General features: G+C 39.2%; 23 protein-coding genes and 1 pseudogene. 4 read left to right on the top strand and 20 right to left on the bottom strand.

Annotated features, from left to right (window positions below):
- Nucleotides 1-5 precede the first annotated feature (5 nt).
- The 6 genes and pseudogenes from resA to LO754_RS05965 all read right to left on the bottom strand — a co-directional run bounded on the left by resA (nt 6) and on the right by LO754_RS05965 (nt 5078).
- A pseudogene (gene resA, locus LO754_RS05990) lies at nt 6-539 on the bottom strand (thiol-disulfide oxidoreductase ResA).
- Nucleotides 540-814: 275 nt separating this feature from the next.
- Nucleotides 815-1546, bottom strand: a complete 732-nt coding sequence (locus tag LO754_RS05985) for a pseudouridine synthase (protein WP_025218907.1) — start codon at nt 1544-1546, stop codon at nt 815-817.
- Between the two features lie 329 nt (nt 1547-1875).
- Entirely contained in the window at nt 1876-2457 is a 582-nt protein-coding gene (locus LO754_RS05980) for a hypothetical protein (protein ID WP_025218906.1), read from the bottom strand.
- A gap of 126 nt (nt 2458-2583) precedes the next feature.
- Nucleotides 2584-3654: a D-alanyl-D-alanine carboxypeptidase family protein gene (locus LO754_RS05975; RefSeq protein ID WP_024361494.1), complete on the bottom strand. Its 1071-nt coding sequence runs from the start codon at nt 3652-3654 to the stop codon at nt 2584-2586.
- Between the two features lie 79 nt (nt 3655-3733).
- Complete coding sequence (gene scpB / locus LO754_RS05970; RefSeq protein ID WP_024361495.1) at nt 3734-4327, bottom strand: SMC-Scp complex subunit ScpB; 594 nt, start codon at nt 4325-4327, stop codon at nt 3734-3736.
- On the bottom strand, nt 4299-5078 hold the full coding sequence (locus tag LO754_RS05965) for a segregation/condensation protein A (protein WP_024361496.1): 780 nt from the start codon (nt 5076-5078) through the stop codon (nt 4299-4301). Before LO754_RS05965 ends, scpB begins: the two co-directional genes overlap by 29 nt.
- 55 nt (nt 5079-5133) lie before the next feature.
- On the opposite strand from LO754_RS05965, the gene LO754_RS05960 reads away from it, so the two are divergent.
- Nucleotides 5134-5637, top strand: a complete 504-nt coding sequence (locus LO754_RS05960; RefSeq protein WP_024361497.1) for a DUF309 domain-containing protein — start codon at nt 5134-5136, stop codon at nt 5635-5637.
- Here the strand turns inward: LO754_RS05960 and LO754_RS05955 are convergent.
- From LO754_RS05955 to LO754_RS05900, 12 genes are all read right to left on the bottom strand, one after another.
- Nucleotides 5634-6005, bottom strand: coding sequence for a GNAT family N-acetyltransferase (locus LO754_RS05955; RefSeq protein ID WP_024361498.1), 372 nt, complete (start codon nt 6003-6005; stop codon nt 5634-5636). The two genes, LO754_RS05960 and LO754_RS05955, sit on opposite strands and share 4 nt — an antisense overlap.
- A 200-nt stretch (nt 6006-6205) precedes the next feature.
- On the bottom strand, nt 6206-7525 hold the full coding sequence (gene lysA / locus LO754_RS05950) for a diaminopimelate decarboxylase (protein WP_231785781.1): 1320 nt from the start codon (nt 7523-7525) through the stop codon (nt 6206-6208).
- Between the two features lie 225 nt (nt 7526-7750).
- Complete coding sequence (locus tag LO754_RS05945; RefSeq protein WP_024361500.1) at nt 7751-9193, bottom strand: spore germination protein; 1443 nt, start codon at nt 9191-9193, stop codon at nt 7751-7753.
- A gap of 15 nt (nt 9194-9208) precedes the next feature.
- Nucleotides 9209-9997 carry an RNA polymerase sporulation sigma factor SigF gene (sigF, locus tag LO754_RS05940; RefSeq protein WP_024361501.1) on the bottom strand — a complete coding sequence of 263 codons (789 nt, stop codon included), beginning with the start codon at nt 9995-9997 and terminating at the stop codon, nt 9209-9211.
- Nucleotides 9998-10007: 10 nt separating this feature from the next.
- Nucleotides 10008-10448 carry an anti-sigma F factor gene (spoIIAB, locus tag LO754_RS05935; RefSeq protein ID WP_024361502.1) on the bottom strand — a complete coding sequence of 147 codons (441 nt, stop codon included), beginning with the start codon at nt 10446-10448 and terminating at the stop codon, nt 10008-10010.
- Nucleotides 10441-10794 (bottom strand): anti-sigma F factor antagonist, encoded by a 354-nt coding sequence (gene spoIIAA, locus LO754_RS05930; RefSeq protein ID WP_024361503.1) that lies wholly within the window; start codon nt 10792-10794, stop codon nt 10441-10443. The genes spoIIAB and spoIIAA overlap by 8 nt, the downstream gene beginning before the upstream one ends.
- Before the next feature lie 404 nt (nt 10795-11198).
- A complete protein-coding gene (locus LO754_RS05925) occupies nt 11199-12449 on the bottom strand; it encodes a thymidine phosphorylase (RefSeq protein WP_231785780.1) in 1251 nt (416 codons plus the stop codon).
- Between the two features lie 13 nt (nt 12450-12462).
- The gene (deoB, locus tag LO754_RS05920; protein ID WP_024361505.1) at nt 12463-13644 is read right to left on the bottom strand and encodes a phosphopentomutase; all 1182 of its coding nucleotides are present in this window, start codon (nt 13642-13644) and stop codon (nt 12463-12465) included.
- Between the two features lie 128 nt (nt 13645-13772).
- Entirely contained in the window at nt 13773-14675 is a 903-nt protein-coding gene (gene xerD, locus LO754_RS05915) for a site-specific tyrosine recombinase XerD (protein WP_024361506.1), read from the bottom strand.
- Between the two features lie 201 nt (nt 14676-14876).
- On the bottom strand, nt 14877-15341 hold the full coding sequence (gene fur, locus LO754_RS05910; protein ID WP_024361507.1) for a ferric iron uptake transcriptional regulator: 465 nt from the start codon (nt 15339-15341) through the stop codon (nt 14877-14879).
- A 124-nt stretch (nt 15342-15465) separates the two neighbouring features.
- Entirely contained in the window at nt 15466-15978 is a 513-nt protein-coding gene (locus tag LO754_RS05905; RefSeq protein WP_024361508.1) for a hypothetical protein, read from the bottom strand.
- 65 nt (nt 15979-16043) lie between these two features.
- Complete coding sequence (locus LO754_RS05900; RefSeq protein ID WP_231785779.1) at nt 16044-16589, bottom strand: NUDIX hydrolase; 546 nt, start codon at nt 16587-16589, stop codon at nt 16044-16046.
- A 216-nt stretch (nt 16590-16805) separates the two neighbouring features.
- Here LO754_RS05900 and LO754_RS05895 point away from each other — a divergent pair, with 216 nt between their 5' ends.
- The 3 genes from LO754_RS05895 to LO754_RS05885 all read left to right on the top strand — a co-directional run bounded on the left by LO754_RS05895 (nt 16806) and on the right by LO754_RS05885 (nt 19447).
- Complete coding sequence (locus LO754_RS05895; RefSeq protein WP_108029602.1) at nt 16806-17924, top strand: RNA-guided endonuclease InsQ/TnpB family protein; 1119 nt, start codon at nt 16806-16808, stop codon at nt 17922-17924.
- A 162-nt stretch (nt 17925-18086) separates the two neighbouring features.
- Nucleotides 18087-18986, top strand: coding sequence for an aldo/keto reductase (locus tag LO754_RS05890; protein ID WP_231785778.1), 900 nt, complete (start codon nt 18087-18089; stop codon nt 18984-18986).
- Entirely contained in the window at nt 18983-19447 is a 465-nt protein-coding gene (locus LO754_RS05885; protein WP_108029601.1) for a VanZ family protein, read from the top strand. The genes LO754_RS05890 and LO754_RS05885 overlap by 4 nt, the downstream gene beginning before the upstream one ends.
- Before the next feature lie 135 nt (nt 19448-19582).
- Here the strand turns inward: LO754_RS05885 and LO754_RS05880 are convergent, their stop codons facing one another.
- Together LO754_RS05880 and LO754_RS05875 are read right to left on the bottom strand one after the other, a co-directional pair.
- Nucleotides 19583-19849 (bottom strand): YqkE family protein, encoded by a 267-nt coding sequence (locus tag LO754_RS05880; protein ID WP_024361512.1) that lies wholly within the window; start codon nt 19847-19849, stop codon nt 19583-19585.
- A 22-nt stretch (nt 19850-19871) separates the two neighbouring features.
- Nucleotides 19872-21056, bottom strand: coding sequence for an acetyl-CoA C-acetyltransferase (locus tag LO754_RS05875; protein WP_231785777.1), 1185 nt, complete (start codon nt 21054-21056; stop codon nt 19872-19874).
- Nucleotides 21057-21095: the final 39 nt, after the last annotated feature.

Below are 21095 nucleotides of genomic sequence, written 5' to 3'. Positions count from 1 at the left end.
ACCCCTCATTTTGGCTTTATTAATTCCATGTAAGAAGCGATTGTCGCCTCCGTCATTTCTCCAGTAGTAATCTTCACTACCTTACCGTCCGGATCAATTAAAACTGTTGCAGGTAAATTTCCAACATTGTAAGCAGTCATTACACTTTTTGTTTTGTCAATTACAACAGGAAATGTCAGGCCTTACTTATCAACAAAATTTTGTACTTCTAAATCCGTTTGTGCAATGTTGACAGCCAATGTCTGTACACCTAAATCCTTGAAAACTTGGTATTGGCTATTCATTGCAGGCATTTCCTTCTCACATGGTTTACACCAAGTTCCCCAGAAATTCAAAAATACCCCCTGTCCTCTATAATCAGACAGTTTGTGTTTCTCGCCATTTAAATCTACTAACGTGAAGTTCGGTGCTTCAGAGCCAACAGCTACTAACTCTACCTTTTCCTTTGTCGCTGTCCCGTATACGGTATACCCAATTGCGATCGCTAAGATGGCTAAAATAATAGTGCGGGTTACGAGACGTTTTTTCTTTTTCTCCAAGTTAATAAACCCCCTACTCAAATACGCCTCGAGGGTATTTGTCGATATTTCACTTCCACTTAAGAAATATCTGTTATCTCTCCCCCGAGACTTACTTTGTTTACGCGCCTGCTGGATAAAATTAAAACAGGTGTACTATTCTCACCTATTATAGCAAAATGATACAAATTCGCTTAGTTATTAATTATGAATGATTTATGAACGTTTTCACACGAGGAAAGTGAAAAACCCACCATACGTATAGCGGTATATACATTTTCCATGTTGTTATTCGTTTAGCCGATTTGCCCAGTTTCAGCTAACACGCGCAGTTGCTTGACTTCATGTTTCGACAATTCACGATATTCTCCTGGTGTTAGACCATATAAATCTAAAAATGCAAAACGTTCACGCTTTAGTTTGACAACCGGTGTACCGATTGCCTCAAACATACGACGTACTTGACGATTTCGCCCTTCATGAATTGTAATTTCACAAATCGCCTTGCCCGCCTGCTCATCAAAGGAAGTCATACTTACTTTTGCTGGTGCTGTTTTGCCATCTTCTAATTGAATACCACGTTGTAGCTTTTTTAAGCCCTCAATTGTTGGTATACCTTTAACACGTGCAATGTATGTTTTGTCAATTTTAAATTTTGGATGCGTTAACATATAGGAAAACTCTCCATCATTTGTCAGTAATAATAATCCAGATGTATCATAATCTAGACGACCAACAGGGAAAATACGTTGCGGAATATGTTTAAATAAATCTGTGACAGTTTTGCGTCCTTTATCATCCGTTACTGCCGAAATTGTTCCACGTGGTTTATATAGTAAGTAGTAAACTTTATCTTCTTTCTCAAGTTTTACACCTTCTACTTCAATTGTATCCGAGTTGGATACCTTCGTTCCAAGTTCACGTACAACAACGCCGTTTACCTTTACTTTACCTTCTACAATCAATTGCTCAGCTTTACGCCTTGAAGCGACACCTGCATATGCAATCACTTTTTGTAATCTTTCCATTGTTTCACCTCTAGTTAAAAATGTAACCTTTTGAAGGTTATTTTTCCCGTCAATCTGTGAAAATTATGTCATACTTTTGTGCAATATAAAAGAGAAACTCATTCCGCACTAGTAATACGATTATTCTAAATAGTGTATTATTTGCTAGTTTCTCATTTAATTGTCTTAGCACTACATAAAATAACCTAGCTATTTTTCGATTTATTTCTAATATAGACCAAACCACCAAATTTTAAAAAAAGGTGCCTGACACCCAAAAAATTCTGAACATTCATATTTGTTTCGGTGTCTGGCACCCTAAAAAAAGCTACCCTTTTAGGTAGCTTTTTTTATTGATATACATTTTCTATGGTAACGCCATTTTTACTTAATTCAAGATTGATAAATGGTTTTGCCTTTACTAACTTAGCTGTTAAAGATTGTTCAATTGTCGAGCCGTCATGCAACGTAAAAATCAACTTATCTGGTTTCGTCACACCATCTTTTTGCACGTTTGTTTGTTCTGCTTTAATGATTTCTTCCCAGCTTGTCAAATCTTCTTGCACACTAAAAAATGCATTCATATGGAGCCCTTTTTCATCCATTATTTGATAATGATTAATACATAAAAATAAAAATAAAAGGACGAGCAACCAAGATGTGCCGACAATCGCCCGTTGTATATTTCTACCCTTTTTTGTTTTTGGGACAATGATTATATTTACCAAAAGAACCGTCGCCATGCCAATTAAAGCAATCATTAATATAATATACGCTTTAAAAGTAGTCTCGAAAAGGTAATAGTCGTTCGGTCGATAAAGTAGCTCTTGAATGGGAAATAGCAAAATAAACGGAGCGATAAAACTTGATAAAAATAAAACAATAATGACTGCTATTTGATTGTGCTTTCGATTCACTTTAGTAGTAGCCATAATTGTCCCTCCTTGCCACCATGCTTTTACAATTCGACTAACATAATTTTACACTAATTACGATAAATATAAAATTCTTTTTTACATCTAGAATATATAGCATAAATAAAAATCAGCGCATCGCTTTTAACGATCCGCTGATTCTACTTTAACGGGTATAGCATAAATTCGCTCTTCCCCTAGAAAAATCGACAATACTGCTTCCTTTCTTTTTCTAGAAATTTGCAGTACTTGCCTTGCAATCTTTTTTTCCTCTTTATTTAATTGCAATTGAATTGGTTGCTCTAATCGGATAGCCAATTTATCATTGACATTATATTTTCCCTTTTTCACAACCGTCTCCATATTATAGTTTTGCCATACTTCATTCGCTAAGCCTCTGTGAACATTCCAATCATCCGATTCATTTAACGTCACAACTATACATGTTTGCCCGTCTTTTTGAAAAGCGGTTGCTAACGTTCGTCCTGCTACCTTTGTAAAACCAGTCTTTCCTGCAAAAGCTGTTCCCGTTGCCGATTTTAATGAGCTTACAGGTTGCTCCGTCTCATCATCTACTTCAACTGCGACACCCGAACCTTCCCGCAATAGACGATGCTTATTTTCCCATAGGATACCGTTTACTGTATTGGCACGATAAAGGACGGTAGATGCAATTTTCTCAAAGGTTTTGTTTTGAAGTGCGATTCTTAGCATTTCAGCTGTATCTCTTGCAGAAGACAAATGCTCGTCGTGATGCAAACCTGACGGGTTCATAAAAACTGTATTGGTAAGTCCCGCAATCACAGCTCTTTCATTCATTAATTTGACAAAGCCTTCTACCGAACCGCCTGCATGCTCTGCTAATGCTGTCGCAGCATCATTACCTGACCGTAACATTAAACCATATAATAACGTTTCAACCGTCACCGTCTCGCCCGCTTGCAAATAAATGGAGGAGCCTTCAGCCATTGCAGCTTTAGGAGAAATAATGACTTCATCTTGAAGATCACTATTTTCAATCGCGACGAGAGCTGTCCAAATTTTTGTTAAGCTCGCAATGGGGAGCCTCGCATCGCTATTAGAACCTGATAATACTCGACCTGTCTCACCGTCAAGCACGACATACCCACTTCCGCCTCTTGCTAAACCATTTTGTGGGATAGTTAAGATTCCCACAGCTATCATGAACACCATTAATCGTCGTAACCGTAGCAACAAGCCACTCCTTATTTTAAGTGATAGATAAGTAGAACTATGAAAATTAAAAGGAAAGCACATAGTACTTTTCTTTTGATTACTTAACGCCATTAAACGTTTCTTGGAATTTAGTCATAAATAAATCTGTTTCTTGTTCTGCTTCACCATTGTCCTCCTCAGGTAATGGAGGCATTTCTTCAATACTATTTAATCCGAAGTAGTTTAAGAACTCCTTCGTTGTGCCATATAAAATCGCACGACCTGTCCCCTCAGAACGTCCTACTTCTTTCACTAGCCCTCTTGAAGCGAGCGTTTGCAGTGGTCGTTCACATTTGACACCACGTAAATCTTCGATGGCTACCCGTGTAATGGGCTGTTTATACGCCACAATGGCCAACACTTCTAAAGAAGCCTGAGACAATGATTGCGCTGTTGGATTTTCTACTAATTTTTGAATCGTATCTGCTAATTGTGGTTTTGTAATTAACTGGTAAACACCTGCGATTTCCTTTATTGTAATTCCTCTAGTATCATCTTCGTCAAATGCTACACGCAGTGCCTCCATTGCGGGCGCAACTACTTCTTCTGCTTCACCAAGTAGCTGTGCTAATTGCTTAATCGTTAAGCCATCATCTCCTACAACAAATAATAAAGCTTCAATTCTACTCTGTAGGATTATTGTCTTCGTCATCATCCCATTCCTCCTTCTGTAATGTGACCGTTAGTTCTTCAAAATTACCATCTTGCTCTACAATGACAATTTGACGTTTCATCAGTTCAAGCAGTGACAGAAACGTTAAAATAAGTGTTGGTTTATCTTCATAAGGAAAAAGCTCGAAAAATGATGCACGTCCACCTGTTAAACGTAAAGAATTCACAACAGAACGCATTTGCTCCTTTACTGAGCGCTCCTGCCTCGTGACAGTTGTTTTCAATGGCTTCTTTAATTTTTTTCGGCGCATCAGCTTCTGGAAGGCGCCAAGCATATCATAAATATTGACGTTCATATCGAATAACGCCATCTGTTCATCAGGTGCTAATTCCGATAAATCTGAAGGTGGTCTTGTAAATACCTGTGCTCTATCTGTTTCAAGCTCTTGTAGATTACTTGCCGCTTCTTTATATTTTTTATACTCTATTAAACGTTGTACCAGTTCTTCACGAGGGTCAGGGCCATCGATTTCGATTTCCGCATCTTCTAGCTCTCCTTCATGTATTGGTAATAGCATTCGGCTCTTAATAGCCAAAAGTGTTGCCGCCATCACTAAATACTCACTCGCCTCATTTAATTCAAGCACCTGCATCGCATGGATATGATCAATATATTGTTGTGTAATTTCAGCCATTGGAATATCATAGATATCAATTTCCAATCTGTGAATTAAATGCAATAATAGATCCAGAGGACCTGAAAAGGCTTCTAACTTTACTTCATAAGACATTATTTTACCACCCTGATATTCAATGTTCTTTTAGTATAGTGGAAAGGAGTTCAAAATGCATCCACAGCACCATACTTTATTTATTGATTACTGTGCCTATTTCAATGGCAATGGGGATTTTTTTGAATGCCATGAAGTGCTTGAGGAATATTGGAAAGACATTGCGCCCGGCAATAAAAAGCATCCTCTTGTTGGCTATGTTCAACTAGCGACAGGATTATATCATTGGCGTCGTGGCAACGCAACTGGTGCTTTCAAAATCTTACATAAAGCACTCACTAATTTTCAAGTCAATAAAGGCCATGTGTTTTTTAACGAAATCGACTACACAAAACTACTATTACAATTAACCGAAACACTTAGCCATATTCAAATGGGCAAGTCCTTTCAAGCTTTTCAATTACCGCTGACACCTACTTTACAAAATTTAGTAACAGCTCGCATACAGCTTTTACCGGAAAGCAACCCTAACTATCTTCTTCATAAACATATGCTACGTGATCGCTCACATATTCTTGCTGAACGACAAGAAAGCAAACAAAGAAAAAGCAGACGTTAACTTTCGTCTGCTTTTTCTTCATTACATTGTATACATTTGCTAACAAATTCACGCGTTTCATCCGTTGCACGCAATTGTTCGTATTGGCCAAGTTCTGCCACTTCTTGTAGCATTTCCTTTGCTACGCCTTCTCCTCTGTAAGAAGGAACTACAGAAACGTGCTGAATTGTTGCTGTGTGATTGTCTGTTACAAGCCCGACGATACCAACGTATTCATCGTTCTTTTTCCATAAGTATAATACCCAATTATCATCATTTTCATAGGATTGGATTGTCTCTGTGAGCTTTTTTATGTCTTTTTCGTTAGGCATAAACGAGAGTAGCCCCATTGCTATTTTCTCGAAAGCTTTTTTATATCGAATTAACATATTTGTCTATTCCCTCTTTTTCTAGCTGTACATAATCTTTGACTATCCTACACGATTTGTACTATTACCGCAAGCCAATTTTCTGTCTTACGAACCAGGGCCGAGAATACCTTGCGACGCTAACACCCAATAGACAACGCCCCACAACAAAATAAATGTCGTCATAGATGCCAATAATACCCATTTGTTTTTCCTCAAATTTATTCACCCTTTTTTAACGTTAGCGGGAGATCATTTTGTACAATATCTTCGTAACTTTCACGTTTAATCGCTAATTGATGCTGTCCATTTTCTACAAATACCACTGCTGGACGTGGTACACGGTTGTAGTTGCTTGCCATCGAGTAGCCATATGCCCCTGTACAGAAGATTGCTAGTACATCACCAGAAGCTGCCTCTTGTAATTTTGCATCGATAATCAATTTATCGCCCGATTCACAAAGTTTTCCAGCTACAGTGTACGTTGCTTCTTTTGGTGCATTGGCTTTACTAGCGATGACTGCCTCGTATTTTGCATCATATAATGCAGGACGAATATTATCACTCATTCCGCCATCAACTGCAATGTAATTACGTACATCTGGTACTGTTTTTTGAGAACCGATAGTATAAAGTGATGTTCCTGCATCACCGACAAGTGAACAGTATGGTTCAATCCAGATTTCTGGCATTGTTAGTCCAAGTACAGTTGCTTTATTTTTCACAACAGTAATCATGTCCTCTACATACACTTGTGGCTCAAGCGGTGCATCTTCTTCTGTATAGCGAATACCGAAGCCCCCACCTAAGTTTAACACAGTACACGTAAAACCGTGAGTCTTGTTCCAATCAGAAATCTTGTCGATTAGTTTTTCACCTGCTAAGCCAAAGCCAGCTGTATCGAAAATTTGAGAGCCAATATGGCAGTGTAAGCCTAAAAGCTGTAAGTATTCGTGTTTAAAAGTTTGCTCAAATGCTTGATCGGCTTGACCGTTGTTTAAGTCAAAGCCAAACTTAGAATCCGCTTGCCCTGTCGTAATAAAATCATGCGTATGTGCCTCAACTCCTGGTGTGACACGTAATAAAATACGCATTTTTTGTTGACGGCGCTCAGCAATTTCTTTTAAAAGTTGAATTTCATAGAAGTTATCTACAACAATACAGCCAATTTTTGAGTCAAAGGCTAGCTCCAATTCTGCAATGCTTTTATTATTACCATGGAAGTGAATACGCTCTGTTGGGAAACCTGCTTTTAATGCTGTAAATAGCTCCCCTCCAGAGACAACATCCAAGGATAGGTTTTCTTCTGCTGCTAATTGATACACCGCTACACATGCAAATGCTTTGGAAGCATACGCTACTTCAGCCTTTACCCCTAGCTTTTTAAATGTATCGATAAAGCCGCGTGCTCGCTTACGAATAAGCGCTGTATCGTACACAAATAATGGCGTACCATATTCTTTTGCAAGCTCTAATGTATCTACTTGTCCTATTGTTAAATGTCCGTCTTCAGAAATCGCTTGTGTTCCATATAAATGCATTTGCATCTCTCCCTTTTCACGTCTCCATTTTGTGACATTTGCGTACCTCGTGGTATGTCAGTCCTTACTCAAACATTTCCATCGAGACATTGTCTTATCTTAGCAGGTATTGGCATGTCACAAGATAAAAACACATAACCATTCACTAGCAAAGATAATTTTTGCAAAAATCACAAAATACTATATGTGAACTTTATCACATGAAAAAAGTGAGTGCAACGGCTCCTATGATCTTTTTCTCTGTTTGGAAGCGACTACATATGGTCTTAGTGCATCCGACGTCATAGGGAAGCGGATAATGACGCGAAGCATCGCAGTTGGGAAAAATGGAACGAGCGGCCATAAATATGGTGCTTGTAGCGGACGTAATGAACATAAATAGGTAAATAATAAAAACAATCCAATAAATAATCCATCTTCTCCCCAAATACCTGTCATAATGAGCAAAACAAATCGGAAGAGCTTAATGGAAATACCTAGCTCGTAAGATGGAATAATAAACGTAAAGATGGCTCCTACCGCTGTATACAATACAACTTCGGATGAGAACACACCAACATCAATGGCGATCTGCCCAATGATTACCCCGGCTACTAAACCCATCGCAGTAGACAATGGTGTCGGGGTATGGATGGCGGCCATCCTTAGAAATTCAATCCCAATATCGGCGATTAGAATTTGCAGTAATATCGGAATATGTGATTTATCCTGACTACCTAAAAAAGATAGCGAATCAGGTAATAATGATTCATTCGTTACAAATAAATACCATAAAGGTAATAATAATAACCCCATAATTGTTCCGAAATAGCGCATAAAACGCACAAAGGTCCCGACAGTAGGTGCTTGTCTATATTCTTCAGCATGCTGCAATAAATGGAACATCGTAACGGGCACTAAAATAACGGAAGGTGAAGTATCCACCATAATCGCTACATGCCCCTCTAGTAAATGAGCAGCGACAATATCAGGACGTTCTGTATAGCGTACAAATGGAACTGGGTGAAACTTTTGCTTAAACAGCCATTCCTCTAGTGATTTATCAGCCATTGTCAAACCATCATGATTAATTTGACCAAGACGCTGTCGCAATTTATCGAGCATTTCCTCATTAGCAATATCCTTCATAAACGCAATTGCGACATCGGTTTGACCGAGCTTGGATATTTTATGTAGCTCGAAGCGTAAATTACTGTTGCGAATGCGTCGACGAACTAAAGCTGTATTTTGTGAAATCCCCTCTGTAAAGCCATCCCTAGAACCGCGAATTACTTTTTCATTATCCGGCTCTTCTGGTGAACGCCCTGGATAATTTCGAAGCTCCGCAATATAGCAGTATCCACTTTTCGTAATAAAGGTTACTTGCCCACTTAAAATAGCAAGCAAATAGGCTTTACGTTCCGTTTCTTCAGAACGACCATGAAAGTTGAAATGTGCTTCAAAATATTCTCGCTCATCATCAATATCAATGTCTTCTTCAGGTAACATATTGGATAGTAATTGCGTCAGGGCTTCCCCATCTACTAGTCCGCTAATATATGCACAAAGAACCGGCAAATCTTTGACAAATAAATGCTTAATACCTACGTCAAATGATTCGCCGTCTCCAAATTGCTCTTTAAGAAAATCTTCGGCTTCTTCTAAGCTGTTAAATAGTTTATTTGTCATGCTGTCACCATTTTCTTAGATGTCTTTTTCTACTCCGTGTTCAACCGTGGCACTCGTCGCCATCCAACTTTTCAACTGCGCTAAAATCTTTTTCTCTAAACGAGATACTTGTACTTGTGAAATGCCCAGACGAGTTGCGATTTCAGTTTGTGTACAATCTGAAAAATAGCGTAAATAAATAATGGATTGTTCCCTCGGATCAAGTCTTGTCAACACTTCTTTTAACGGAATATATTCAAAAGGTTGCTCTGATTTTTCATCCTTCATTTGATCCATTAATGTAATGGAATCCCCTTCACTTTCATACAATTGCTCATGTAAGGAAGCTGGATCCCTTAAAGCATCCGACGCTGTCACAATTTCCTCAGTCGTGACGCCAAGAACCTGCGCTAATTCTTGAATGGTCGGTGGATGCTCATTATTTTTAATAAATTCATCCGTCGCATGGCGGATTTTAAAGTTGAGCTCGCGAATTGAACGGCTCACCTTTACCATGCCGTCATCCCTTAAAAAGCGCTGTATTTCACCGATAATCATCGGGACAGCATAAGTGGAAAATTTCACATCGTACGCTAAATCAAACTTATCTACAGATTTCATAAGGCCTATACAGCCTATTTGAAATAAATCTTCGAGCTCCACGCCCCTTGTTGTAAAGCGTTGGACGATAGACCACACAAGCCTCGTATTCCCCTCAATCATTCGTTTACGAGCTTCATGATCGCCCTGTTGTGAACGCGCAATTAAATCACGCATTTCCTCCTGTGACAAAAGCTTATCGGACGACTGTTCTATCGGCTTCACGATAGCAACCTCACATTACCGCCGTGCGAACCGAATAAAATTTTTTCGTAAACGTTACAGTTGTACCTTCCTGCCACTTGGACATGACAGTCAACTGATCTGAAAAACTGTCCATAATGGTAAAGCCCATACCAGAACGTTCCATTGCACTTTTCGTCGTAAACAAAGGCTCCATCGCTTGACTGACATCCGCGATGCCTACCCCTTTATCCATCACAGACACCGTTACAATATCATCCTCACGCTTTGCGTGAACTGTAACGACCCCTTTTCCATCTTCTTCATAACCGTGAATAATGGCATTGGAAACAGCCTCTGAGACAACGGTTTTAAATTCTGATAGCTCATCAATTGTTGGATCTAATTGTGCAATAAAGCCCGTTATCGCCACACGTGCTAAGGCTTCGTTTTCGCTAATTGCTAAAAAAGTTAATGTCATTTCGTTATCCATTTACAATCCCCCTAACTCGATCAATCGCTTCTTCCTCTGTTGCATCCATCATCCACGGACCTAAGCCTGAAAATTGAAATACTTTTCGCATCGTCGGCGATGGATTTAATAAAATTGTTCGTCCAGCGACTGCTTCTAACTCACGCATTCGACCAAGCACTAGGCCTACACCTGAACTATCCATAAACGATAGTCGCTCAAAATTCCAAATGATGGTCGTTACAGCCCCCTGAAAAATTGCTGTAGAAATTTTAGCCCGAATTTGCTCTACTGCATGATGATCGAGCTCCCCAAATAAACGTATAACTACTGTCTCCCTTGTTACCATTTCTAATTGAAAATGCATGAACATCGCCTCCTCCTCGTGCAATTCCACATTCCATATAACAAATCCTTGCTGTTGACAGAACTAGTGCAAAGTCTCTTGAAATAGTGTCAAATCGACATTCTTATGGCTTTTAGGTTAAGTGCAGTATGGGATAAATCAAAAGGTTTTAAACGTCGTCTACATTTTTTGTCAGTGTGTCATTGTAGATAGCTAATTTATGTAGGTATTCAATACGAGGAGAACGAAAAAAAGTGTTAGATTGACTGCCATCAATCTAACACTTTTTCGCTTCGGCGGTGCTTTCCGCGGGCACACTCATAAGCCGCAACCCTCGCTAACGCGCAGGTTTGTCGCGTCTTACATTTTGTGCTCTCTACAGAGCACCGCCTCCGTATAAACTAGCGTTTTCTGCTAATTTATACTTATGCCATTAAATAGGCTTGCTGTACTTTAGTGATTGTTTCTTCGTTAATTTCACTGTTTGAATACAGATAGGCAATGGTTTCATCCGCACTGACACGGTCACCTTTTTTGGCAACTAGCTGGATGCCTGCATCATAATCAAGCGAAGATTCCTTCGTTAAGCGACCAGCGCCAAGACTAACACTTGCTTCACCAATCATTAATGCATTAATGGACGCAACAACACCCTCTGTCGCTGCTTTTACAGCCACCTTATGTGCTGTGTCATTTTGCACAATATCCGCTAGATCGCCGCCCTGTGCTACGATAAATTCCTCAAACTTCGCAGCTGCTGAGCCATCTTCCAACACTTTTTTGACAGCTGCTACCGCTGTTATTTCATCTACTCCAGCCGCAATCTGATACATTAGAGAAGAAATAATAATGCACTCTTCTAATAAGTCTGCGTGCGTTTCTTCTAAGCGACCTTTTAGCAAGGCATACGCCTCTACTACCTCAAGTTTATTACCGATCATTTTCCCTAAAGGATTATCCATATCGCTAATATGAGCGACAACTTTACAGTATAATTTTTCACCAATTGCTGTCATCGCTTCAGCCAATTTCTTCGCTTCTTCTTCCGTTTTCATAAAGGCACCAGAACCACATTTCACATCTAGCACAATACCATCTGCACCACTTGCAATTTTTTTACTCATAATCGATGCAGCAATTAACGGAATAGAGTCGACAGTACCTGTCACATCTCGCAATGCATAAAGTTTTTTGTCGGCAGGTACAAGATTGCCTGTCTGACCAGCAACCGCAATTTTATGTTTATTGACATTATCAATGAATTCTTGTGACGATAATTCTGTTTTAAAGCCACGGATTGATTCTAATTTATCGATTGTGCCACCTGTAATACCTAAGCCTTTACCACTAAACTTCGCCACTGGAATACCTAGAGAAGCAATAATTGGTGTGACGATTAACGTGACTTTATCACCGACACCGCCTGTAGAATGTTTATCAATTTTAAAACCTTCGATTGAAGTTAAATCAATTACATCACCTGATTCAATCATTGCCTTCGTTAAATAAAACGTTTCTTCGTCAGTCATACCAAGTAAGCGAATAGCCATTAGCAATGCGCTCGCCTGATAATCCGGAATAGGACCTGTTGTATAGCCTTCAACAAAGTATTGAATTTCAGCTTGTGTCAGTTCTTTGCCTTGTTTTTTCTTTTCAAAAAGCTGCACCATATTCATAGACAATTCCTCCTTATTTTAAATCATTTAAGAAACTCTTACCGAATGGTGGTGCTTCTACTTTGAAGTTTTCAGCGACAGTTGCTGCAATATCTGCAAAAGTCTCACGAAGAGCAAGCTCGCTTCCACCTTTAAAACGTGGTGAATAGACAATTAGTGGCACGTATTCACGTGTATGGTCTGTGCCAGGGAATGTCGGATCATTACCATGGTCAGCCGTAATCATAAGTAAATCATCTTCTGACATTGCCTGTAAAATTTCAGGAAGACGCGCATCAAATTCTTGTAATGCGTTACCGTAGCCAAGTGGATCACGACGATGCCCAAAATTGGCATCAAAATCTACTAAATTTAAGAAGCTAATCCCATGGAAATCTTGTTTTGCGACTTTAGCGAATTGATCCATACCGTCCATATTATTTTTTGTACGAACTGCTTCAGTAACCCCTTCACCATTGAAAATATCAGAAATTTTACCAATGGCAATTACATCAAGACCAGCATCTTTCAAAGCATTCATCGTTGTACGTCCAAAAGGCTTTAACGCATAGTCATGACGATTTGGCGTGCGTGTAAAGTTACCTGGCGTCCCGATAAATGGACGTGCAATCACGCGTCCTACTAAATATTCTGGCTGTAATGTCAACTCACGGGCAATCTCACAAATTTTATAAAGTTCGTCCAGTGGAATGATTTCTTCATGCGCAGCAATTTGTAACACAGGATCAGCCGATGTGTAGACAATAATAGCCCCTGTCTCCATATGTTCTTGTCCAAAGTCTTCAATCACCTGTGTACCACTTGCAGGTTTATTACATAGTACTTTGCGTCCTGTACGTTGTTCAAGCTCGGCAATCAGTTCAGCAGGGAAACCTTCAGGGTATACTTTAAATGGTTTATCAATATTAAGACCCATTATTTCCCAATGCCCTGTCATTGTGTCTTTCCCGACAGATGCCTCTTGCATTTTACCGTAGTATGCTTGCGGTGTATTTGTTGCTTGCAGTCCTTGCAGTGGTTCGATATTCGCTAAGCCAAACGACTCCATCACGGGCATTGTAAGCCCATTCATTTTTTCAGCGATGTGACCTAAAGTATGTGCGCCTGCATCGCCGAATTTAGCTGCGTCTGGTGCTTCACCAATCCCAACTGAATCCATTACAACGACATGGATTTTTTTAAATGCTTTATTCATAATTATTGCCTCCTAATCTCACGATTCCATTTTACCAAAAACAAGCGAAAGGATAAAGGTCAGACATCCGACTAAGTAATTTATTTTCCTTAAACAAGAAAAAAGCTCTATCTGTCACTTATTTTTTATTAGGCACGCGGATGGTACTGCTTGTAGACTTCTGAAAGTCTCGTTTTACTAATATGCGTATAAATTTGAGTTGTGGAAATATCTGCATGCCCTAGCATCTCCTGCACTGCACGTAAGTCAGCTCCATTTTCCACTAAATGAGTAGCGAATGAATGACGTAACGTATGTGGTGTAAGCTCATGTTGGATGCCCGCCTTTAATGCGTGCTCCTTCATTAATTTCCAACAACCTTGCCTTGTTAAACGTTTCCCTCGTTGATTAATAAAAAAGGCATCTGTTTTTGGGTATTTCCCCTGTAATGTACCTCGTGCACCATCTAAATAAACACTCAATGCAGAAAGGGCACTTTTACCAAGCGGAATAATGCGCTCCTTGCCTCCTTTTCCAAATACACGTACAAAGCCCATCGTTAGATGAATATCAGCCAAATCGAGTGCAATCAGCTCACTTATACGCATGCCAGAACCATATAAAAGCTCTAGCATTGCTACATCTCGAACACCTTGTGGCTTGCTGCGATTCGGTACTGCCAGCAATGCTTCGATTTCTTCAATCGATAGAATATTTGGAAGTTTTTGTTCAATCGTTGGCATTTCTAAATGCACTGTAGGATCTGTTTCTGTGCGCTTTTCTCGAAGTAAAAATTGGTGGAAGCTACGAATGGATGAGATATGACGTGCAACAGTACGGCTCGTCTTTCCTTGCATGCGCAGTTGCTCTAAATGGCGCAAAATTGTTGTGCGTTCAATAGTGCGAAAATCAGCCATTCCCTCAGCTTCTTGCAAAAAATGGACATAGTTTTCTAAGTCTCGGCGATAGGATGCTAATGTATTAACGGATAATTGCCGCTCTACCTGGATAAAATGGATATAATCCTCTATTGCATATTGAAATTCATTCATCACAACGCCCCCTCACTGTCAATTATTCTCTATTTTAGCACGCCTATAAAAAAAGTGCGAAAAGCCCACACTAGAGCTGAGTCGTAATTTGCTTAGGCTTTTCCTCCCTTTACTAGAATAATAGAGCATCACATCATGCATAAAAAAACAAAAAACTGCCTGATGCAATCTATACGCAAGATTTCATCAGACAGTTTCTCGTTATTGTTCTTCATTTGTGTCGTCGTTTTTATCATGACAACGCCAGCAAATACCGTGGAAAGTTAGTCGGTGATCTTTTATAATAAAGTTCCAACGTTTCTCAACAACGGCTTCCACATCTTCAAGTAAATCTTCTTGAATTTCATCTACAGCACCGCACTCGATACAAACGAGATGATGATGGAAATGCGCAGCTCCCTCTTGGCGTAAATCGTAGCGTGATACGCCATCACCAAAGTTGATTTTGTCGACGATTTTAAGCTCTGTTAGTAATTCTAACGTTCTATAAACAGTAGCCAGACCTATTTCTGGTGCCTTATCTTTTACTAAAAGATAGACATCCTCTGCACTTAAGTGGTCCTCTTCATGCTCTAGCAAAACAGCAACTGTTGCTTCTCGCTGCGGCGTCAGCTTATAACTAGCACTATGCAACTGTTTTTTTATACGATCAATTCGGCTTTCCATGTGACGCCCCCCTAAACTTATTTCATTATACCAAAGGAGTAAATCCTATTACAAGATAGTGAATAGATTTCAAATAAGCTTTTAATGTTTTTAGCTGTTGCTTCATATGAACGTATTTTATGCATCATTTGAGTACATACGTTATAACGATAAACTCAGCAACTATTATGATGAAAAAAGCGATAAAATTCAACAAAATTGTCCGTCCATTCGTCTTTTTCCCGATTTTTCGCTTCGACCAAGCAGGTACTAGTAAATTACATAGGACTAGCAACAATATACAATAGATAAGCTGAAATGGAAACCACCAAATCGTATATAGCCAAAATGCTTCAAGTTTTTGTAGTAAAAATACAGAGCTAAAGCCAAAAAACGTTGCGCGTATTGCTACTGTAACACGTACTAACACTTTTAAGACACTATGTGTTGCAAGTAACAGTACAATACCGATTGAAGCGGCTACAGGTAACACTAAACGAACAATAGATTGCCTGTCCACATCTGCTAAACGAGGTTCTATAAACAAAATAAAAGGCTCTGCATTCGCCCCTCCAATAATATGAAAGCAGATGACGCCACAAACGAAGCTCACTGCAACAATTGATGCGTGATAAAATATAGAAACCGTACGAGACATAAGCATGCTCCTTTTCTATCAAGGTTTGTACAGCTTATGCTCGTCCGCTTCTATTATGCTAAACTTTATTTTTCTTGTTGCAATGCCAACCACAGCACAGCAAACGCTGTTTTCGCATCATAGATACGCCCATCAGCAACCATTGCTTGTGCCTCTTCCAACGAAACTTCTAGTAATTTGACAAATTCATCTTCGTCTAGTTCTGCACTATTTTCAATGTGATATAAATCTGTCGCCACAAATAGATGTATGATTTCATCCGCAAAACCTGGTGAAGTGGCAAAGGCTTGTAAATACTTGAATTGATGTGCACCATAGCCTGTCTCTTCTTCCAATTCACGACGTGCAGTATGAATTGGCTCCTCACCGCTTTCAAGTTTACCTGCTGGAATTTCTACAATGGAACGTTCGAGCGCTTTACGATATTGCTCCACCATTACGAGCTTGCCTTCGTTGGTAATGGCAATGATTGCTACCGCTCCAGGGTGTTTAATAATTTCACGCTTAGCAGACTTCCCGTTTGGTAATGTGACATCATCAACCTGTAAGTTCACGATTTTGCCCTTATAGATAGGTGTCGTCTGTGTCGTTATTTCTTCAAACTTTTTCATTGCCCATAACCTCGCTTGTTCTTCAGATATGTTCATTGTACCATTACAAGTAGAGAAATCGAAGGAGGTATGATGCTGTTGAAATAAATCTATACAAATGTATAAAAATATAGTTATTTTTTATAGGGATTATAAGAGATAACTTTTGAAGTATGACGCAATAGGGAAATTTGCAAAAAAATTCGGCAAAACAGTTCAAAAGGGAGTTACTTGAGGATGATACTAGCAAAGAAAGTTAGATTATACCCAAGCAAATCACAAGAACAAAAATTATGGCAATCAGTAGGAACAGCAAGATTTGTTTACAATTGGACACTTGCAAAACAAGAAGAAAATTATAAAAATGGTGGGCAGTTTATATCTGATGGTGTTCTTAGAAAAGAATTAACTCAATTAAAGAAAAAAGAATTATCTTGGTTAAAAGAAGTATCTAACAATGTAGCAAAGCAGGCAGTCAAAGATGCCTGTAATGCTTACAGGAGATTTTTCAAAGGCTTAACCAATAAACCAACATTCAAAAGCAAAAGAAAAAGCAAGAAGTCATTCTACAACGACAATGTAAAGTTAAAAGTCAAAGATGGAAATTTGGTACTCATTGAAAAAGTTGGTTGGATAAAAACAAATGAGCCATTACCTATTGGTGTTAAATACAATAATCCAAGAGTCAGTTATGACAATAAGTATTGGTATCTATCAATAGGAATCGAACAAGAAACCAGTCAAGAAGAATTAACAGATGTTTCTTTAGGGATAGATATTGGTATAAAAGCATTAGCGGTCTGTTCAAATGGTGCAGTATATAAAAATATCAATAAAACTAATGTCGTTAAAAAGACTGAGAAATGCCTTCGTAGGTTGCAACGACAAGTTTCTCGTAAATATGAAATGAATAAGGAGGGAAACCGTTTTGTCAAAACAAGCAACGTTATAAAAATCGAAAAGAGGATACAACTCCTGCATAGAAGATTATCAAATATCAGAAAGAACCATCTTCATCAAAGTACAAATGATATGGTGAAAACCAAGCCATATCGAATTGTAATGGAGACTTTGAACATCAAAGGGATGATGAAGAACAGACATTTATCGAAAGCTATGGCGAAGCAATGTTTGTATGAGTTCAAAAGACAAATTCAATATAAATGTGAAAAGTATGGAATTGATTTTTTAGAAGCTGATAAATGGTATCCATCTTCAAAAATGTGTTCAAGTTGTGGAAACATAAAAAAGGACCTGAAGTTGTCTGACCGAACATACGAATGTGTATGCGGTCATAAAATGGATAGGGATTTAAACGCAGCTATCAATCTAGCACATTTTCAATTAGCAAAATAACACGTAAACGTTATGGCTAATATGTAGGAATCGTTGCATCCGAATTGACGCTTGTGGAGTGTTACATCAAACGAAAGTAGCTTTTTGCAAAATCGGACACGTAGAAGCAAGAATAAAACAAGATTTATAGATTTTTATAAATTTTTGGCAACGGGCATTCGCATGAAAAAAAGACAACTTGGCTCAAGTCATTTATTTATTTCAGAGATTAGTTTAGGAGGTATGTCTCTTTCGACAGATAAACATAAGGCAGCAGCCATACTTGATATGGCGTTAGATGCGGGCATTAACTACATTGATACGGCTGATTTATATGATTTAGGTGCCAATGAAGAAATTATCGGTACAGTTTTGGGTAAACGTCGACAAGACCTGATTATCGCAACGAAAGTGGGGAATCGTTGGACAGAAGGGGTGGACGGCTGGCAGTGGGATGCCTCCCCTACATATATTAAAGAAGCTGTTCATAAAAGCCTAAAAAGACTCGGTACAGATTACATTGATGTCTATCAACTACATGGTGGCACAATAGAGGATGACTGGGACGGTATTATCGACACATTTGACAACTTAAAAAAAGACGGTGTCATTCGAGAATACGGCATATCCTCAATTCGACCAACTGTACTGAAACGTTTTTTACCTGCTAGCTCGGCAAAAAGTGTCATGATGCAATATAGTGCGTTAGATCGTCGCCCAGAAGAATGGTTAGATTTTATAGCTAGTGAGGGGGCTTCGGTCGTAACACGCGGCACCATCGCAAAAGGATTATTAACAAATAATTGGAAAGAACGTTTGCAACAGGTCAATGGCTATCAAACATACACTGTAGATGAATTAACAACAACATTAACAAACTTAGCCAAACACTATGAAGATTTACATGCATTAGGGCTAGCCTTTAATTTGAAGGAACCCACTATAGCTTCAACGGTGATTGGTGCTAGTTCGCAGGAGCAACTCGCCCAAACACTTACTGCGTATGAAAAAACAAATGCAATTACTAATTTTGAAGTAGCGAACGCTCTGACTAAAGCAGACCAATACGTTGACCACCGATGAAAAAATGGTTCGTTTTACTTTTATTTTTAATCATTCTTGCAATATCCTCTAGCATGACTTATGAACAACAGTCGATTATTCCTGAACTAGAGGAACTATTAGCGCATAAGCCTTTTGAAAAACAACTGTCCGTTTTAAAAATTCCCTATTGGGATACAGTCGTTTCTATAGAAGAGCGAGGCTACTTTAAATTTGTAGAATTTCTAATTCGAAAATTTACGCATTTTGTAGGATTTGGTTGTATTGCACTGGGGATTTATTTTGCGTTAAGTAAACGTCGATTCGCTGCGCGTATAGCCATTGCCATTACGGCCATCATTGCCACGCTAGATGAATTTCGACAAAGCTTTACACCTGGACGTACCATGAGCGGACAAGATGTCCTAGTAGATACAGCAGGCGCTATTGTATTTATTAGCATTGCCGTAGTCGTAAAGAAACTACGGTCGCTTAGAAAATAAAATTTTGTTTTTATCAACAATTTCCTAAGAGTTTGTGGCGATTCTCTCGTGGATAGTGGCGTCAAAGCATTCTAAATCAAAATTAACAAAAAAACAGTGAATCTCATTCCAAGAGATTCACTGTTTCTATCAAACTTAAAATTTCGAGCCTTTGTCACCGTATTCGTTCAATAATTCTTCGAACGTTTTGTTTTTCTCACGTTGCTTACGCTCAAAAGCTAACTGTGCTTGACGCTCTTCCTCTGCCGCTTGCTCTTTCGCTGACAAATCTTGTTTCGCAGCTTTTAACTTCGCTAACACATCGCCAGCAAGCTGATCTGCTAATGTAACAGCCTCCTGCTTTGGTAAACTAGCAGAAATACCAGCGTCAACACGTTGCTGTTGTTTTCGTTTTTTTCCCATTACTTTCACCTTCTTACTAACTTTAAGGGCGTTGAACAACTGTTGCTACGCCTTGTCCCCCACCGATGCATAATGTAGCAAGGCCTGTTTTTGCATCACGTTTTTCCATCTCATGTAACAGTGTCACTAAAATTCGTGCCCCACTTGCTCCAATTGGATGACCAAGGGCAATTGCTCCCCCATTTACATTTAGTTTATCATGATTAAAGCCTAGTTCGCGATCGACAGCAATCGATTGTGCTGCAAATGCTTCATTTGCTTCAATTAAATCTATATCTACTAGCGAAACATCCGCCTTCGCTAATGCTTTCTTCACCGCTGTGACCGGCTCAGTTCCCATAATCAATGGATCTACACCTGCGCTCGCATTGGCTGAAATAAGCGCCATTGGCTGAATACCTAACTCGATAGCCTTCGCTTTTGACATAACAACCACCGCTGCTGCTCCATCGTTAATACCCGAAGCGTTCGCTGCAGTCACAGAGCCATCTTTTTTAAATGCTGGACGCAACTTGGATAATGATTCCGCCGTAACCCCTGCACGTGGAAATTCATCTTGGTCAAAAATAATCGACTCGCCTTTACGTTGTGGTATTGCTACAGCTACAATTTCATTATTAAATTTTCCCGCTGCAATCGCCGCTTCTGCACGTTGCTGTGATCGCGCAGCAAAAGCATCTTGCTCCTCACGTGAAATTTCATACGCATCACATAAATTTTCGGCAGTAATCCCCATATGATAGTCATTAAATGCACACCATAAGCCATCATGAATCATCGTATCCACAACTTTTTGATCGCCCATGCGGAAGCCTTCACGTGCATTTTTTAATACATAAGGCGCTTGGCTCATATTTTCGAAACCGCCTGCCACGATGATATCTGCATCGCCAGCAATAATTGCTTGTGTTGCTAAATGCACTGCTTTTAAACCTGAGCCACATACTTTATTAATTGTTAAAGCTGGCACTGTGTTCGGAAGTCCTGCAGCAATCGATGCTTGTCGAGCTGGATTTTGTCCAAGACCTGCCGATAAAACATTCCCCATAATGACTTCATCAACTTGTTCACCTGCTACACCAGCACGTGCTAATGCTTCTTTAATAACGATACTTCCAAGAGTTGTTGCTGGTACATCTTTTAATGTTCCTCGGAATGAACCGATTGCCGTACGCACGGCACTAACAATCACTACCTCGTTTGTCATAACCATTCTCCCCTTTTCCCCGTTCAAAAATCAACACTG

Source organism: Lysinibacillus sp. GJ-1 (assembly GCF_021166035.1).
GTDB lineage: Bacteria > Bacillota > Bacilli > Bacillales_A > Planococcaceae > Lysinibacillus > Lysinibacillus sphaericus.
This window is presented reverse-complemented; position numbering and strand designations above follow the sequence as displayed.

What these genes read in the sequence shown, in the direction of transcription:
- LO754_RS05985 (WP_025218907.1), bottom strand. Translation starts at nt 1,546, where the DNA reads ATGGAAAGATTACAAAAAGTGATTGCATATGCAGGTGTCGCTTCAAGG.
- LO754_RS05980 (WP_025218906.1), bottom strand. Translation starts at nt 2,457, where the DNA reads ATGGCTACTACTAAAGTGAATCGAAAGCACAATCAAATAGCAGTCATT.
- scpB (WP_024361495.1), bottom strand. Translation starts at nt 4,327, where the DNA reads ATGACGAAGACAATAATCCTACAGAGTAGAATTGAAGCTTTATTATTT.
- LO754_RS05965 (WP_024361496.1), bottom strand. Translation starts at nt 5,078, where the DNA reads ATGTCTTATGAAGTAAAGTTAGAAGCCTTTTCAGGTCCTCTGGATCTA.
- LO754_RS05960 (WP_024361497.1), top strand. Translation starts at nt 5,134, where the DNA reads ATGCATCCACAGCACCATACTTTATTTATTGATTACTGTGCCTATTTC.
- LO754_RS05955 (WP_024361498.1), bottom strand. Translation starts at nt 6,005, where the DNA reads ATGTTAATTCGATATAAAAAAGCTTTCGAGAAAATAGCAATGGGGCTA.
- lysA (WP_231785781.1), bottom strand. Translation starts at nt 7,525, where the DNA reads ATGCATTTATATGGAACACAAGCGATTTCTGAAGACGGACATTTAACA.
- LO754_RS05945 (WP_024361500.1), bottom strand. Translation starts at nt 9,193, where the DNA reads ATGACAAATAAACTATTTAACAGCTTAGAAGAAGCCGAAGATTTTCTT.
- spoIIAB (WP_024361502.1), bottom strand. Translation starts at nt 10,448, where the DNA reads ATGGATAACGAAATGACATTAACTTTTTTAGCAATTAGCGAAAACGAA.
- spoIIAA (WP_024361503.1), bottom strand. Translation starts at nt 10,794, where the DNA reads ATGCATTTTCAATTAGAAATGGTAACAAGGGAGACAGTAGTTATACGT.
- LO754_RS05925 (WP_231785780.1), bottom strand. Translation starts at nt 12,449, where the DNA reads ATGAATATGGTGCAGCTTTTTGAAAAGAAAAAACAAGGCAAAGAACTG.
- deoB (WP_024361505.1), bottom strand. Translation starts at nt 13,644, where the DNA reads ATGAATAAAGCATTTAAAAAAATCCATGTCGTTGTAATGGATTCAGTT.
- xerD (WP_024361506.1), bottom strand. Translation starts at nt 14,675, where the DNA reads ATGAATGAATTTCAATATGCAATAGAGGATTATATCCATTTTATCCAG.
- fur (WP_024361507.1), bottom strand. Translation starts at nt 15,341, where the DNA reads ATGGAAAGCCGAATTGATCGTATAAAAAAACAGTTGCATAGTGCTAGT.
- LO754_RS05905 (WP_024361508.1), bottom strand. Translation starts at nt 15,978, where the DNA reads ATGTCTCGTACGGTTTCTATATTTTATCACGCATCAATTGTTGCAGTG.
- LO754_RS05900 (WP_231785779.1), bottom strand. Translation starts at nt 16,589, where the DNA reads ATGAAAAAGTTTGAAGAAATAACGACACAGACGACACCTATCTATAAG.
- LO754_RS05895 (WP_108029602.1), top strand. Translation starts at nt 16,806, where the DNA reads ATGATACTAGCAAAGAAAGTTAGATTATACCCAAGCAAATCACAAGAA.
- LO754_RS05890 (WP_231785778.1), top strand. Translation starts at nt 18,087, where the DNA reads ATGAAAAAAAGACAACTTGGCTCAAGTCATTTATTTATTTCAGAGATT.
- LO754_RS05885 (WP_108029601.1), top strand. Translation starts at nt 18,983, where the DNA reads ATGAAAAAATGGTTCGTTTTACTTTTATTTTTAATCATTCTTGCAATA.
- LO754_RS05880 (WP_024361512.1), bottom strand. Translation starts at nt 19,849, where the DNA reads ATGGGAAAAAAACGAAAACAACAGCAACGTGTTGACGCTGGTATTTCT.
- LO754_RS05875 (WP_231785777.1), bottom strand. Translation starts at nt 21,056, where the DNA reads ATGACAAACGAGGTAGTGATTGTTAGTGCCGTGCGTACGGCAATCGGT.